Raw genomic sequence first — 16817 nt, 5'->3', positions numbered from 1 at the left:
TTTGAATATTGTTTACAAAAGTAATATTTAATTGTTAATTTTTGTTATTTCTTAATCGATATAGCAAATCTGGCAGATAAGCTCCGAAAAAGCCTAATGAAATAATCACCAATAATAACAGATTGACATCAATATGTCTTAAATAATAAGCAACTCCCACAATCATTAAATAGTAAAGAATGATATAAAAAGTAGATCTCCTGTGGGTAAGATTTAGCTTCAACAGCTTGTGGTGAATGTGATTTTTATCTGCATCGAATGGTGATTTCTTATTATAAAGCCTTATGAATATTACATTTAAGGTATCTACGATCGGAAGAATCAGGATCGCTACAGCTACTACAGGAGCAGACTGAAGGTGATATCTTGGTACATCTGCAAGGTTTTTATCAATAAAAATATCTATGAAGCAAATGGAAGTAAAGGCCAGCAAAAAGCCTAGCAGCATGGATCCTGTATCTCCCATAAATATTTTACGGGTACGATAGTTGGACAAATTATAGTACAGGAAAGCCAATACAGTCCCAATAATAATAACAGATAATACGACCAGCGGATAGTTATATTCTCCTAATCGGTAATAGCTTATTCCAAATAAGGCACTGCAGATTACAGAATAACCACCTGCCAATCCGTCTATCCCATCGATCAGGTTGAAAGCATTGATCAGAATGATAAAGGTGATGATACTGAACAGGACACTTATGAAATACTCCAGCTCATACACACCAAATATTCCAAATAAACTTCTTATTCTAATATCTGAACCAATAACCACCAGCGAAGACACGACAATTTGTGCAACAAGTTTCTTATAAGCCCTCATCACAACAATATCATCCATTACCCCTACATACAGCAGGATAATCAATGAGGCAAATAAAAATTTGTAAAGGTCAAACAGCTCATAGGCAAAAATAGAAGCACAGATTCCTATTGAATAGAAAATGGCAATCCCACCAAGGTTAGGAATTTCTCTAAGATGCGAACTTCTTATCCCAGGCTCATCCATCAGATTCTTCCTTCTCGAGATCTTGACGATGGTAGGAATAGAGAAAAAGGTAATTAAAAAGGCGAATACGAAACCAAGTCCTATTTTTATATAGAAAATAGGTATTCCCGATCCGCTTAAGAACAATTCAAAATTTTTCATTCTTTCTTATTCAGCACTTGTATTTCTCAATAAAAACTCATAATGCAGGACTTCTAAAGAACTTCATCATCATTTTCTATTGCTCGAAACAATAGTACGTACATTTGTGTTTATTAAATCAACTTTCTTATCAATCTTTTCTGTCCTCCAAAAAACAACAGATAAAAAATTTTTTTCTTCAAAGGCAAAGATAAAAGATAATTCTTACCAAAACGACTATAGTTCAATATATCTTGAATTTTTATTTGTCTTTCCTTCATAAAAAGGGCCAACTGATCAGACATATTATAAAACATTTCCTCTTTTTTCACAAAGGCCAGGTAAGCCAGGAATGAATAAACTCCTTCAAAAATCTGGAAATTTTTTAATTCTTCTTTTTTGTGAGAATACTTAGATTCATTGAATACATTTTCCACATCTGCAACTGCTTTCAGCATATCAAGTCCTTTTTCCGTATGAGTTTTCGTAATAGAATCGGTACGTTCAAGATATTGATAATAGAAATTTTGGGTCTGAGCAATGGTATCACACTCCAGTAAAAGTTGTGGAATCAACTGAATATCTTCAAAATGAACTCCTTTTTTAAATCTTCTTTGATTAAAAAGTTCTTTTTTGAACAGTTTATTGCATGCAAAATAGCTGATATCCGAGAACACTGAAAAATTATTTTCAAGAACTATTTTCTCGGACATATCAGGAACCTGAGTGAGTTTTTGGGTAATTTTCCCGGCTTCGTCAACTTTCTGAATATTGCAGATCACCATTTTTGCCTGATGCTTCTCTCCTAACAGAAACATTTCTTCAAACATTTTTTCGGAAACATAGTCATCACTGTCTACAAAACCTATATAATCTCCGGCAGCTCTGTCAAGTCCAAAATTTCGGGCATCGCTTAAACCTCCGTTTTCTTTGGTAAAAGCTTTTATTTTTTCCGGATATCTTTGTGCATATTCTTCAATTATTTTTCCTGAATTATCTTTACTCCCATCGTTTACTATAAGAATCTCAATACCGGTAAGACTCTGGTTTACCAAAGAGTCAAGGCATTTTGTCAGATAGTTTTCGACATTATAAACAGGAACAATAATGGATACTTTTGGGGGAACATTTGTCATACATTAAATTTTCGTCAGCCTTGCGTTCAGCCAGCCTTTTTTAGCTTCATCAAAATCCTTTCTGGAACATGGAATGCAGTTCTCTATATTTTCATCATCACCAAAATACCACAAATTACTGAAAGTATCACGCTTGAAAGCATATTGTCTGTCATCTATCAAAACATAAAACAGCTCATAATGTCTTTCTTTTGGATGGGAATGCTGTATATTGATTCCTTCGATCAGATACCATAACATTTGCGCTAAAAGCTGGTGATTCAACTGGTTTTCTGAATAAATATTATAATTAAAAATCCCTACAGATTTCAGGTTTTCACTCAATCCGATTTCTTTCATGTAGGCACAAATCTCTCTTCTGTTTAATCCATTTACCTGTGGATTCATGGAAAAAGGTTCGCTGAAACTTTCCACAGCATCACAATTTACGGTTACCAGATCAGCTTTTCTGAAGAAAGGTTCTGTTTTTTCTGTAGAATTCATCATTTCAGCAAGACGGATGATGTCAAACTCCACTTCTTTGATCAATCTTACGGAATCCATTTCATTCAAATGCTTCTGGTACCCTAAATGATGATAATTTTTAATAGAGAAATTCTTGGCTCCGAAAATTTTACCCAAGAAAGTATGTTCATTGATCGTTTCACCCTGTTGAAGAGAAATAATATTACTGATCTGGGTGTAATTGATATTTTTCTGATGAAAATTCAAAGCAGAAAATAATGAGAAGGCAAAATCATTGGATCCACCTACAATAACAGGAATCGCTCTTTTGTAATGACATGCCGACAAGACTTCCTGCAAAATATAGTGGGTATCCTGAACAGATTTCCCGGACACCAGATCTCCAAGATCTACAATAGGAATTTCAAAATCCATCTGCGAAAGTTTATAAAACTCGTTCCTCACCGCTGTAAAATCCTGTACTTCTGCATCTCCGCCTACCCCTCTGTAATCAGATACAAATAAAAGAACAATACTGTCTTCTTTAATATCTTTTGTAATCCGATTTCCTATCTGCCAGCTTTCTGTTTTAAAATTTCTTGGTGAAATGATAAAGTCTTCGAAATCCATATTTGAATATAATAATTTATTAATTGCTTGATATAACAAACATACAAAAAACATAGGAACTGAATAGGGTGTATTCTTTTTGTTCACAAAAAAGGCATCAATATTTTTTTAACAGCTTTGTATTTTTACGACCTTATTTTTTATCAACCTTGTCAAAGTTTTAAACTTTGACAAGGTTTTGCAAAAACAAATCCGCCTCATACATTGCATGAGACGGACTTTTATTCTAATTCGGTTGTTAACTGATTAGCATTTCCCGAATGACTGACTGATAATTGTTATTCCACCTATAATAATAGTAACTCTGATTCCTGTTGGAATTCCCCAGGTAGTACATATAGATAAGCAAGCCTGGCCAGCTGTCCCATTAGGAATACTTAATGGTATACTAAAACAATATTTCCCGAAACCTAATGGTAGGTTGATACAAACTTTGTTGTTCTCAACAGTAATTGATATACACTCTGCTGTTACAAGAAGATACCCTGCGCTTGCGTTGGCAAGGCTTAAGTCTGAGTCTGCTCCAGATGAGCGGCGACTTGCCTGACTGTCTTCGTGTGATCTTTTTGCTGCTTCTAATGCGTGCGAAATAGCTTCTTCGCTAAATTTAAATTCTGGCATGATTTTATAGTTTTGTTTTCTTACTCGTTTGGCTTTTCAGAATCCGCCTCGTTTTTTAAAGTGGTTTCTGAGCTCCACCGTTTGTAATATTACGATGTAAAACTAAAGAATCAAAACACTGAATATCATAGTCTTAGTACTGAATTTTCCATTTGCGTATTTATACTTAGAGCTAAGTAATCATGGTCATTCGCAAAGTTATTTCCCGATATTGGGAAATTTATTTAACATATTATCCTATGCAGTTTTATTTTTTTTAATGATTTCAATGAAAATCAAAGTCCATAAAACCTGTGTCATGATGTTGTAACTTACTTTACAAAACAAAAAAAGCACAGACCTAAATCTGTGCTTCCCTATTTTTATTAAAAATTATTTATTTTTTAGCTGCCGGTTTCTTAGCCGCAGGCTTTTTCGCTGTTGTAGTAGCTTTTTTAGTTGTGGCTGCTTTTTTAGCGGCAGGTTTTTTCTTTTCTGCAAAAGCTTTGGGATCCTGATCTGTAATCCATTTTTTAACCTCATCTAAAGAAAGTTCTTTCAATTCATCAGCTTCGTATTTTGTATCGTCTGCTTTCTTCGGAATTTTGAACATTGCTTTTCCAAATTTGATGAAAGGCCCCCATCTTCCGTTTTCAATGGAAATTTTTTCTTTTTCCCACTGCTGAATGTATCGGTTGGCTTCTTTTTCAAGCTTCGCATCAATTAATTCATTGATATCGCTCTGAGAAAGATTTTCAAAGTCATATTTCTTTGGAACATTTACGAAAATAGCTTTGTATTTGATAAATGGTCCGAATCTTCCTGTTCCTTTCGTAACCGGCTCTCCTTTATAAGTTGCGATAGGAGCATCAGCAATTTTCTTTTCGTTGATAATTTCCTCCGCACGTTTCTGATCTACAGAAAGAGGGTCTTCTCCTTTCGGAATGCTGATATAAGTTTCTCCCCATTTCACATAAGGTCCAAATCTACCAACACCTACAGAAACGGACTGTCCATCCACTTCATTTAAATCGAAAGGCAGTTTGAATAGTTCCAATGCCTCTTCAAAAGTAATGGTTGCAATATTCTGACCCGTCATTAAGGAAGCAAAAATTGGTTTTTCCTCATCGTCAGTTTCTCCAATCTGGATCATCGCTCCAAATCTTCCGATTCTTGCATGAACATTTTTACCTGTTTTTGGATCTACCCCTAATAGTCTGTCTCCAGTTGCACGGTCAGCATTTTCTTCTACATCTTCAATTCTTGGGTGGAATTTTGAGTAGAAATTCGTCATCATCTCCTTCCATTTCTGATCGCCACTTGCAATTTCGTCAAAACTTTCTTCTACTCTTGCTGTGAAACCGTAGTCAAGGATTTCTCTGAAGTTATCCGTCAGGAAATCATTTACCACTTCACCTATATCTGTAGGAATGAACTTATTTTTATCGCCTCCGAATTTTTCTTCAAGAAGTACTTTTTTGATCTTATCTTTTGCTAAAGACATTTTGATCACTTCACGGGTATGTGGTTCAATTTCTCTCTTATCCACATATTCTCTGTTCTGAATCGTCTGAATCGTTGGAGCATAAGTAGATGGTCTACCAATCCCTAATTCTTCAAGCTTTCTCACCAATCCGGCTTCTGTATATCTTGCACTTGGTCTTGTGAATTTTTCAGTAGCAGTAATGGTTTTATAGTTCAATACTTCTCCTACAGTTACTTTTGGAAGTAATTTATCATTGTTTTCCTCATCTTCATCTTCTGTCTTCACAATACCGTAAGCTTTCAGGAAACCATCAAATATGATTACTTCTCCCTGTGCTTCAAAATGATGGGGTAATGATGCATTTCCGATTTCAATCACCGTCTTTTCAATTTTGGCATTAGCCATCTGAGAAGCAAGCGTTCTTCTGTATATTAGTTGGTATAATTTATTCAGTTGTGCATCTCCTATGCTTTTCACTCCAAAATCCGTTGGACGGATTGCTTCGTGAGCTTCTTGTGCAGAAGCAGATTTTGTAGTATAATTTCTTGGAGAAGAATATTCTGCTCCGTATTCTGATGTAATTTGCTTTTTAGCTCCTTCGATAGCTTCCTGAGAAAGGTTTACGGAGTCTGTTCTCATATAGGTAATGTATCCTTCTTCATACAGCCTTTGTGCCAGACGCATGGTATTGGTTACATTATATCCAAGTCTTGAAGAAGCCTCTTGCTGTAATGTAGAAGTTGTAAACGGAGCTGAAGCGGAACGTGTACCCGGTTTGGTTTCAACATTCAGAACTTTAAATTCTGTAGTTTTTGCCTGCTCAAGGAATTTTTCTGCTTCTTCTTCTTTTTCGAAGTCTTTTTTAAGTTTGGCAGCTATTTCCTGCTCTGTTTTATTTAAAAAGATTCCATCAAGTTTAAAACTTGCTTTTGGTTTAAACTCACGAATCTCCTTTTCTCTTTCAACAATTAATCGTACTGCTACAGATTGTACTCTTCCGGCAGATAATCCCGGTTTTACTTTCTTCCATAAAACGGGTGACATTTCAAAACCTACAATTCTGTCCAGCACTCTTCTTGCCTGCTGGGCATTTACTAAGTTCTGATCAATATCTCTAGGATTGTCGATTGCTTTTAGAATGGCGTTTTTGGTAATCTCATGGAAAACAATTCTTTTTCTGTTTTCAGGCTTCAACTTCAATTCATCCGCCAGGTGCCATGCAATAGCCTCTCCTTCGCGGTCCTCATCGGAAGCGAGCCATACCATATCGGCTTTCTTTACTGCAGCCTTTAATTCGGTTACCAATTTCTTCTTGTCTGCGGAAACTTCGTAATCAGGACTGAATGTAGTAAGGTCTATCCCCATTCCTTTTTTAGGAAGGTCCCGGATATGCCCGAAACTGGATTTCACTTCAAAATCCTTTCCTAAATATTTCTGAATAGTTTTTGCTTTTGCCGGGGACTCTACGATTACTAAATTTTTCGACATTCTAACTAAAAATTTTTGCAAAAGTAAAGCTTTTTTATTATATACTTTTTGTAAAACGGGTTTAATTTAACAATCCAGCTGGTTTATACCCCTTTTCAGCAACCATTTTTTAAAGAATCAAGTCCTTTGTAGTATAGGTTTTAGAGCGTTATATAGTTATCAACATTTTATGATATAGAATTTTTCATCAGCCATCATAGATGTAAGAGATATGCTTAGATATAAAAAAGCAGAACAAGAGACCTCATTCTGCTTTTTAAAATCCTATTTTCAGAATTTATCGTTTTATAATTTTGACAACTGTTTCTGAATTATTTATCCTTATCAAATATACGCCTGCATTCAAGGATGACACATCCGTCTGATTATTTATAAACTGACCGGATTTCACAAGCTGCCCCAAAGCATTAAAAATCTGATAATGATATTCTTTATTTTCAGCAGCCTTGATGTATAGAACATTAGAAACCGGGCTTGGATATAAAGAAATTTTATTTTCCGTGATTCTAAATTCTACATTAGCAGTACTTAATGTTGAGCCACTAGGAATTACTGTGATTCTGGAAGCAGGCCCTTCTTCATTGCCATTTGCATCATATTCTATTTTTACACATCGGCATCCCGCACCAAAATACGGATCATTATTATCATGAAAGACCATTATCCTGTTGGTAGTAGAAGCAGCATCAAAAAGTACATTAACCGGTCTTCCCAAATAATTTGAATTTAAAGCTGATGTCCACACAGCCGGATACTGAAAATTAAGAACATTAAAAGTTCCCTGAGCCGTCTGATTGGCTATTACACTTCTGAAGCCTCTTGATCCGGAATCAGGGTAGTTTCCTAAAGGATATGCAGAATTATTAAAGAGATATCCTACCGTAGCATTGGTTGAATTTCTCACTCTGGTTCCTAAGTAATCAGTGGCTATACTATATGATGTGGCTATATTTTTATCTTTTTTATACCAGGGAGTCTGCCCGAAATCACTTCCTGAAACCAAAGCAACATTCATCAGGTCGGGAATTCGCCAGCCTTCCGGACAAGGGTCAAAAGGAGATTTCTCCCCTCCTCTTCCCCATCTGTCAGGTGCCAGGTTGGGTTCTGTTGCCAGCCAATCTGTTCCGTTAGTATAATTGGGTGTCGCGCTGTTATAAGGAGCAAACGTACTTGGGATCATATATACCAAAGGGTTTTTAACGGAATAAGACAGTATCTTGGAAATCTTATCTTCCGGCTTGTCTGTAGCCTGCACATTTGATGCAGAAGCGTAAGTATTGTAAGGAACTATATAGCTACCTGAAAGATTGTTATAATCAGCCGGAGTAAGTGCAGCATAGGAAATCGTTCCGTTGGCAGCGGCAGTTCCTAAAGAAATATTGTAGAAACTTCTGTTATCCGCATTTTGAAAAGCAGGAATAGGGTCTTTTCGTCCCCATTGATAATGCAATCCTGTAGAAGCACGGATCTTCATCAGCTCTTCGGCGGTGGGTGCAAGGGGATTTGCAACATTAGGAAAAGCATCTGTTGCCCCAAGATTACGATCCATGAAAGTGGTCTGCAATATAACATCTGCTTTGTTCACATAATTTACATAATTTGTAACGACTTCCGGAGACTCTGTTGTATAAGTGTAAGATTGTATTGGGGAATCTGTAACCCAGATATGCCAACTCCAATATACCGGAGCTGATATACTTCCGTTATGTAGGGTTACCACAGCATTTCCACTCTGATCAGGAGCTATTTCTACCGCTATTTTTGAATTAGTAAGACTCTGCAGCGAAGAAGGTGACGGATTGACTACCGAAATGCTACTGATAAGACCGCTGTTTGTGGTCCAGAGAACATTTCCTTTTAAATTATTAAAATTGGAAGGGTTTAATATCTCTGAATTATTCAACAATTGACTTTGTACTGAAAATGCCTTACTCACAGGAATTTCAATAACGGCAGTGGTTCCGCTTTTAACAATCTGGTAGGTGTTGGGATTATTGATTCCTTCTTTAAATTCTGTTGCTGCGGGTAGATATTCTGTAGGAAAATCATAATCATTAACAAGGTATAAAGGATCTTTTATACATCTGCACCCGTTCGCATCTGAGGTATACATTACCGACATAGGAAAGTAATAATAACGTCCTTTGATATTAGGATAATTGGCATCCGGAATATCAGGCTGCGTTTTATCCGGAATCATAGAAAGCCCTCTAACGGTAACAGCGGGAGAAGCATCGAACTGCCTTGCCATGGTAGCCGTCCATAAGGCAATATGATGCTGATCTGTATACTGCCCCGAATGAGCCCCTCTGATAAGCTGTCCATTTCCTGGAAAGATTCCCATATTATATCCTCCAACTGCAGAAAGATCAAAACCAAGATTAGGATACACCTTAAACCCTGTCATGAATGCAGGAATTCCTGCATTAGTTGGTTTTATAATATGATATTTATTGGTCTCAAAAACATTTTTCGCCATATTGGTTTTTACTCCGAAAGGTGAAAAGTCTATTCTGATATCATCAATATAGGATCCGGAGGCAAGATTCGCAACCAGCATAGAGGGTATACGCCATCCGTTGGGACATGGGTCATAAGAAGATTTATCCCGGTAAGGTTTTGCTTTTTCATCGGTATTGTAAACAGCTTCTATTTTTCCCTGTGCATTATCAGACCAAAAGTTAAGCTCAGAAAGCCGGTTGGTAGGCAAAGTTGTAGACTTCCCAAACCAATTGACAGGAAGATTTAAATTATTATTGTAATAAGCCTGACCGGAATTATCTTCTTTATTGACATAGATAAGGCTCAACGGATTTTTTACAGAAAGTCTTAAGTTATTGGTAACCTCTGCCCCGGAAAGCAAAACAAATTTTCTAAGATCATCAATACTTACAGCATTACTCATATTTTTCGCTCCTCTATGTCTGACTCTTCCTATAGATCCTGAAGCTTCATAGAAATCGTTTCCTCTGGTAACCAATGGTGGAATTGGATCTTTTCGTCCCCATTGATAAAGAAGTCCTATACTTTTGTTCCAGTCTGATACGGTTATAGAGCTTGTAAGTGCACCCAGATTCCTATCCATCCATTTCCAATCAGCATCCGGAATTACTTCCGTTGTACCGTCTGATTTCATTCTTTTAACAGCATTGAAACTTCGGTAGGTTACTCCATTTGTAGGATCATCAGTAACCCAGATATGCCAGCTCCAATAGATTTCTCCATTTACTTTAAAGGCAACCACAGCATTTCCTTCTTTTGTTTTATTAATGGGAACTTTGATCTTAGCATCCTGTCCTGTCCCTATTATTTCGAGAGCATAATTTACTCCGGATTTTATGAGACCATGAACATCTTCCCAGAGTACATCTGCAGTCACTGTTCCTGCCGGAATCCCATTTCCGTTGAGATATCCGCCTCCTTCCCACATTGCATATGCTTTCTTTACAGGAACCAGCAAGCCTTCACTATTCTGACCGGGATCAAAGATGTAGCTGTTAGGTGCTTTTTTCCAATCCGGAAGAAATATTTTTTTCAATTCATGTGCCGGCCTGACCAGTGAATCCACATTTTTAGCAACCGAAATTGCTTTTATATACTCAACTGAAGAAAGACCTCCTCTGATATTACCTTTCAAACAGATACTGAATGATATCAGACAGAAGACTGCCGCTAATTTTCCAGCTAACCTTTTCATACCTTATAATTTAGTGTCATTATCCAAATACAATTTTTAAGCCTATTTCAATAAAAATAGATTTATTTTATAAATATTAATAACATATTTGAATTATGATATTAATAATTCAAAACAAAACTAATAAACAGTACAAACATGAACAACCTTTTCACAAAAAAAAAGACAGCTAGGAAGCTGTCTTTATATTTTATCTTATAAATATTATGGAAGAATGTGGTTTTTGTAACGGTCTATCGAAAATCGTCCCGCCTTGATATTATTAAAGAGTGAGAAGACTACAAAATTGAAGACAACGAGTGAAATAATAAATGTATAAATCATGTTCTTGGTCCTCGCCGAAACAACATACATCGCATTCGGAATGATAATATACGAGAATCCGATAAATGTTCCTGCAAGCCTCGATGAGAAAATCGGGTTATTTCTAAAGATAAAATACAGGCAAATCCCAACCACAGCATAGTTTCTATGGTATTCATAATAAGGGTAAAGCTCCTTCATCTTGGTATCGAAAACAAAAAGGAAGAAGGTCAGGATCGCCATCATCACCTCCGGAATTCCTATCCCACCATTCAATCGTTGTGCTGTTACATCCATATACCCGTTAAAACCTTCTACAAGAGCGCTGTTCGACGCCATCCCATCCAGAAAACCTCCAAAACTCCTGTATATTTCAAACGGAGACAAAAACACGGAACCTATGATCATAATCAGCATCATCGTTTTATTTAGTGGAACACGAGCCAGCCAATACATAGGCAGGAATAAATAACAAACACTGTGTATACCTGATCCTATGAATATGAAAAATAAGTAATGCCAGAATTTCCGTTCTTTGATATACCGTATCGCAAAGTAAACGATAAAAGTCCCCAGGTTTTGTCTGATCTGCCCGCTTTCTCCGATAAAAAAGTTGGGAATAAACATAAAAAGGGTAAAAGTAAACGGATAAAATGTATTGTCTTCTGTATATTCTACTTTAAAGATCATCGCAAAAATAGCAATGACTAAGGTCAGCATATAAAAAGGTGCATTAAAAAAATTGAGGAGTATTTTGTTAATCAGTGTATACAGCCACTCTACATCAAGGTTTTCAGACCCTTCCATATGAAGCATCTTCATAAAGATACTGTAGTAGCTTTTGGTGTCAGAGTAAATATAAATCCCTTTGTAACTTCCGTAGTCAGGACCTACTTCATTTCTTAACCCGACAATAATAATGAAATAAACAGCAAGGAACCAGAACCATTTTTTATCAACCTTCTTTCCATACACCTCCTGAATACTGAAGAACAGCATATAGAGGATTGCAATAATATAATATGGGTGTAATAAACTCATGTTAAATCTCTGATGTTTTTTTAAACTGATGATAGACAATGATAATTCCTGTCAAAATTAAAGGCAGAAAAAGTCTCACCTCCCAAAATAACCCTACTAAAGTGATCATGATAAGGTAAGGAATTGAAAAGAAAAAATATTTCCCAAAAACAGTCCTGTTTTCTCCATCAGTACAAAGTCTGTATATAAAGTAAATCACAATGATGGCAAAGATCAATCCCGCAAGATTGAAAGGACTTGAAAAGTTTCTGTTGATATAAAAACCTTCTACGAATGTAGTTTCATCCTGAACAAGAAAAGCTCTCAATCCCAGATAAGGAACAAGAAAAGCAACAACCAGAGGTAGTATTTTCCAGATCACCTGATAATTTCCTTTTTTCAATTCATCAATATTGAAAAACACGGCAGCAAAAAAAGCAATATTCAGACAGGCGGTCTCTCTTACCAATGTAGAGATTGCGATAAGACCTATGAGAATAAAAAAGAAGATATTTCTTCTGGTATCTAAGTATTTCAGTGTTAAAAATACACCGGCCAGATAACAGAAAAGTGCAATCGTATCACAATTTGTCGGTGCATACTGAGTAATTACGATAAAAAAAACAGATAAAAGATGGATAATTCTTCTTGCACTAAGATTGAGCAGAAGACCAGTAGACTTCAGTTTAAATACAGCATCTAAGATCAGGGAGCATCCAATAAAAAACACGCTATTCATCAGGAAAAGTCCATGGTAAAAAGGCGTTCCGTTTTTTGTCAAAAAATCTTTGAAGAAAGAAAGAGGACCATTGATCAGGTTATACATCAGATCTGTCATCTGCACACTCAGGTAATTGGGAATCACCCTGTAAGCATATACCGAGGAAAATAAGAAGTCGGGAGTTGTTTCTGATGTTTTCAGTCTCGTATAGGAAGATTCAAATCCATAATAAGACATAGCAAACAGCAGAAGCGGAAGTACTATTACAAATAGAAATCCGTTTATTTTTTCATCATTTCTTTTCAACATATCTAAAACAGATTCTTATTTTTTAATAATAATTGTGATTTAAAATACATTTTTCTAAAGGGGAACTTTTGCAAAAGTAGAATATTTTTTCATTCTTCCTAGAATATTTTATTGATTTTCAGTCAAAACTTCTCTCCAACTATTTTGAACTAATGCTTAAAAAATTAAATTTGCAGACTTGATTTACATGCAATGCATCGTTTTTTTATATTTTTATATTATCTGATTTCCAGAAATAAAATCCTATCTGTACTTACAGCCTTAGGAATTGCTGTTTTATGCTTGTTTTTTGCATCAAAGATCAATTTTGAGGAAGATATCAATCAAATCATTCCTAAAAATGAAAAATCTGATCTTACGGCGAAGGTTCTTAAGCAGCTTAATTTTTCGGATAAGATCATCGTTATTATAGAGAATAAATCCGGCGAAGACAGCTTCCAGCTTTCCGAAACGGCAGATACTTTTTTGCAGAAAATAGAGCCTTTGCAAAAGTATATAGGTTCTGTTCAGGGCAAAGTAAATGATAATGAAATCTCGGAAACATTTGATTTTGTAAGCCAAAACTTACCATTATTCCTTAATGAAAATGATTACAGGGAAATAGACCGCAAACTTCAGAAAGACAGCATTGCCAAACAAGTAGAGAATAATTACATCTCTTTGGTTTCTCCAACAAGCCTTGTAACCAAAGAATTTATTAAAAAAGACCCTTTGGGACTTACTTTTTTAGGGATCAAAAAATTAAATGCCTTAAACATCAGTAAGGATTTCAAACTTGAAGACAGCTATATTGTAACCAAAGACGGAAAAAACCTGTTACTATTTATTGATCCTAAAAATAAAAGTAATGATACGAAAGCCAATGAAGTTTTTGTAGACCAGCTCAACTCAATAAAAGATGGCATTAATAAACAGTTCAAGGGAAAAACAGAAATCAGTTATTTCGGTTCTCCGGTGATTGCCGTGGCCAATGCCAAACAGATCAAAAAAGACATTCAGAATACGGTAGTAATTTCTATGACGGTTCTTTTGATCCTTCTTATCTATTATTTCAGGAATTTCTTTACTCCCATCATTGTCTTTTTACCAACAGTATTCTCTGTACTTCTTGCTTTATTGATTCTTTATTTTATTAAAGATAAAATTTCAGCAATCTCATTAAGTGTAGGAGCTATCCTGATTGGAATTACGATAGATTATGCCCTCCATATCCTTACCCATTACAAGCACAACAACAATATTGAAGAGCTTTACAAAGAAATCACCCAGCCTATTATCCTGAGTAGTGCAACGACAGCTGTTTCATTCCTGTGTCTGGTTTTTGTACGTTCTGAAGCATTGAAAGATCTTGGGCTTTTTGCTGCTATCACCGTTATTCTTTCTTCAGTTTCAGCATTGATTATTGTTCCCCAGCTGTATAAACCAAAAGAAAAAGGAGAACACCTCAACACGAATTTCATCGACAAAATAGGATCTTATCCTTATGAGAAAAACAAACCTTTGATTATAGGATGCTCTATTATCATTCTTGCCTGCCTGTTCGGATTCAGGCATGTAGGCTTTAATGAAGACATTGGCGATCTTAATTATATTCCAAAAGATCTCAAAATCAGTGAAGCCAAACTGCAGAAGCTTTCTGATATTACCTCAAAATCGATTTATACAATCTCTTATGGAAATTCTGAAGAACAGGCACTAACCCGTAATTCCGAATTAAACAGTTTCCTTAAGAAAGAGAAAAAAGAAGGTAAGATATTAAGTTACAATTCTATCGGAAGTATTGTTCTTTCGGAAAAGGACCAGCAAAAAAAGATTGAGAAATGGAACAGCTTCTGGAATGACTCTAAAAAGAATCAGACTATTTCTGAGCTGATCAGTAATGGAAATAAATTTGGATTCAACGGTTCAGCTTTTGACACCTTCAATGAAACTCTGCATAAAAACTATACTTCATTAAGCCTTAAAGACTATGAAAAGGTAAAAGCCCTTCAGATCTCAGAATTCATGAGCAGCGAAAACGGTTTTTACACCGTTTCCAATGTAGTAAAAGTGGATGAAAACAAAAGAGATGCTTTCATTAAAGATATTGAAAAGAAACATGATGCTCTTGCCATTGACCGCCAGCAGATGAATGAGAATTTCCTCGGCTTGCTGAAAAGAGATTTCAATACGCTGATCAATTATTCTCTTTTAGCAATTGTTCTTACCATTATTGTATTTTTTAGAAATCTTGAACTCACCATTCTTACCATGTTCCCGATTGTTTTAACGGGAATTGTAACAGCAGGAATCCTTTATTTCTTAGGATTGGAACTCAATATTTTCAGTACTGTAGTATGTACCCTGGTCTTTGGAGTGGGAGATGATTTCAGTATCTTCCTGACACAGGCTATGCAAAAAGAGCACACAACAGGAAAAAATGAATTGCCAACTTACAGAACATCCATTATTCTTGCGGTTTTCACCACTATTCTTTCCATTGGATCACTGATCTTTGCCAAGCATCCTGCACTGCATTCTTTGGCATTAGTAGCCCTGATCGGAATGTTTTCCGTGATTATTATTACTTCTACCCTATATCCTTTCTGGTTCCGATTATTCATTATCAACCGGGCGAAAAAAGGTTTATCACCCATTACCCTCAGGTTATTTTTAAGGGCTGTATTTTCGTTTTTATATTACGGATTAGGTGGATTGATATTTTCAGCTTTCGGAAGTTTATTTATTAAAAATGCGAAAGGAAAAACATTAGACATCATCAAACTGATTCTGGCTAAATTTTTAACATCGGTACTTTACTTAACTCCTTTTGTAAAGAAAAGGGTTATTAAAAATACAGCTGAAGATTTCAGTAAACCGGCCGTTATTATTGCCAACCATACATCTTTCCTAGATACCCTGGCGATTGCCATGGCTACTCATAAAATCATCTATCTGGTGAATGACTGGGTATATGATTCTCCTGTTTTCGGAAAACTGGTAAAAGCACTGGGCTTCTATCCGGTTTCCCAGGGAATTGAGAACGGAATGGATAAACTGAAGGAAAAAATTGCACAAGGATATTCTCTTGTTGTTTTCCCTGAGGCAGAGCGTTCGTATACCAATGATGTTAAAAGATTCCATAAAGGAGCCTTCTATCTTGCTGAGCAATTTGAACTGGACGTTCTTCCGCTTTACATTCATGGAAACTCTGAAGTATTACCAAAAGGAGACTTCATCATCTATGACGGAAGTATTACCGTAAAGGTAGGCAACAGAATAAGCAAAGACGATATGAGCTTCGGCAAGACCTATTCCGAAAGAACAAAGAAGATCAATGCTTATTTCAGGGAAGAATTTGCAAAACTGAGAGAAGAGATCGAGGATGAGAATTATTTTAAAAAGAAACTGTTTCTGAGCTATCTTTATAAAGACAGTGAAGTGGTAAATGAAGTAAAAGAAGACTTCAACACTAAAAAATCAGTATATTTCGAACTTAATAAGCATATTTCCAATGAAGCCAACATCCTCCACATGGCTGATGACTTCGGACAAAAAGATGCATTATTAACTTTATATCAGGCCAGCCGAAGAATTTTTTCTCTGATAAAAAGTGATGAAAAAAGAGCAATAGCCACGCACAGCTATCTGGTAAAAAGAAGAAAGATACAGTATATAAAAGACCTTTCGGAAGTGAGTAAAAAGATTGATGTTCTTTTGATCTCACATGATGATTTCAGCTTTAATGAGATTCAGGTTCTTCCTGAGACCATCATTTTTGTCAACACAAAGAATGCTTCGTTTGAAAATGATAATTATATACTAGAATTTAGTTCTGAATCATTAAAAGTATTTAAAACTAAAAAATAAAT

9 protein-coding genes are annotated in these 16817 nt (G+C 35.7%); 1 reads left to right on the top strand and 8 read right to left on the bottom strand.

Going from position 1 to position 16817, the window contains the following annotated elements:
* Positions 1–34 precede the first annotated feature (34 nt).
* The 8 genes from LC457_RS20190 to LC457_RS20155 all read right to left on the bottom strand — a co-directional run bounded on the left by LC457_RS20190 (position 35) and on the right by LC457_RS20155 (position 12966).
* On the bottom strand, positions 35–1153 hold the full coding sequence (locus LC457_RS20190; RefSeq protein WP_223601451.1) for a glycosyltransferase family 4 protein: 1119 nt from the start codon (positions 1151–1153) through the stop codon (positions 35–37).
* Between the two features lie 113 nt (positions 1154–1266).
* Positions 1267–2268 carry a glycosyltransferase gene (locus tag LC457_RS20185; RefSeq protein WP_223601450.1) on the bottom strand — a complete coding sequence of 334 codons (1002 nt, stop codon included), beginning with the start codon at positions 2266–2268 and terminating at the stop codon, positions 1267–1269.
* Positions 2269–2271: 3 nt separating this feature from the next.
* Positions 2272–3342: a formimidoylglutamase gene (locus LC457_RS20180; RefSeq protein ID WP_149389060.1), complete on the bottom strand. Its 1071-nt coding sequence runs from the start codon at positions 3340–3342 to the stop codon at positions 2272–2274.
* 246 nt (positions 3343–3588) lie between these two features.
* Positions 3589–3963, bottom strand: a complete 375-nt coding sequence (locus LC457_RS20175; protein ID WP_047424833.1) for a hypothetical protein — start codon at positions 3961–3963, stop codon at positions 3589–3591.
* A 376-nt stretch (positions 3964–4339) separates the two neighbouring features.
* The gene (topA, locus tag LC457_RS20170) at positions 4340–6916 is read right to left on the bottom strand and encodes a type I DNA topoisomerase (RefSeq protein WP_223601449.1); all 2577 of its coding nucleotides are present in this window, start codon (positions 6914–6916) and stop codon (positions 4340–4342) included.
* Between the two features lie 277 nt (positions 6917–7193).
* The gene (locus LC457_RS20165; protein ID WP_223601448.1) at positions 7194–10613 is read right to left on the bottom strand and encodes a T9SS type A sorting domain-containing protein; all 3420 of its coding nucleotides are present in this window, start codon (positions 10611–10613) and stop codon (positions 7194–7196) included.
* A gap of 204 nt (positions 10614–10817) precedes the next feature.
* Positions 10818–11957: an EpsG family protein gene (locus LC457_RS20160; protein WP_223601447.1), complete on the bottom strand. Its 1140-nt coding sequence runs from the start codon at positions 11955–11957 to the stop codon at positions 10818–10820.
* A 1-nt stretch (position 11958) separates the two neighbouring features.
* Entirely contained in the window at positions 11959–12966 is a 1008-nt protein-coding gene (locus LC457_RS20155; protein ID WP_223601446.1) for a hypothetical protein, read from the bottom strand.
* Positions 12967–13158: 192 nt separating this feature from the next.
* Here LC457_RS20155 and LC457_RS20150 point away from each other — a divergent pair, with 192 nt between their 5' ends.
* Positions 13159–16815, top strand: coding sequence for an MMPL family transporter (locus LC457_RS20150; protein WP_223601445.1), 3657 nt, complete (start codon positions 13159–13161; stop codon positions 16813–16815).
* Positions 16816–16817 lie beyond the last annotated feature (2 nt).

Origin of the sequence: Chryseobacterium sp. GVT01B (assembly GCF_019970045.1) — a bacterium.
Classification (GTDB): Bacteria; Bacteroidota; Bacteroidia; order Flavobacteriales; family Weeksellaceae; genus Chryseobacterium.
This window is presented reverse-complemented; position numbering and strand designations above follow the sequence as displayed.

Coding starts and splice junctions, on each gene's coding strand:
- LC457_RS20185 (WP_223601450.1), bottom strand. CDS start 2,268: ATGACAAATGTTCCCCCAAAAGTATCCATTATTGTTCCTGTTTATAAT.
- LC457_RS20190 (WP_223601451.1), bottom strand. CDS start 1,153: ATGAAAAATTTTGAATTGTTCTTAAGCGGATCGGGAATACCTATTTTC.
- LC457_RS20180 (WP_149389060.1), bottom strand. CDS start 3,342: ATGGATTTCGAAGACTTTATCATTTCACCAAGAAATTTTAAAACAGAA.
- LC457_RS20150 (WP_223601445.1), top strand. CDS start 13,159: ATGCATCGTTTTTTTATATTTTTATATTATCTGATTTCCAGAAATAAA.
- LC457_RS20165 (WP_223601448.1), bottom strand. CDS start 10,613: ATGAAAAGGTTAGCTGGAAAATTAGCGGCAGTCTTCTGTCTGATATCA.
- LC457_RS20175 (WP_047424833.1), bottom strand. CDS start 3,963: ATGCCAGAATTTAAATTTAGCGAAGAAGCTATTTCGCACGCATTAGAA.
- topA (WP_223601449.1), bottom strand. CDS start 6,916: ATGTCGAAAAATTTAGTAATCGTAGAGTCCCCGGCAAAAGCAAAAACT.
- LC457_RS20155 (WP_223601446.1), bottom strand. CDS start 12,966: ATGTTGAAAAGAAATGATGAAAAAATAAACGGATTTCTATTTGTAATA.
- LC457_RS20160 (WP_223601447.1), bottom strand. CDS start 11,957: ATGAGTTTATTACACCCATATTATATTATTGCAATCCTCTATATGCTG.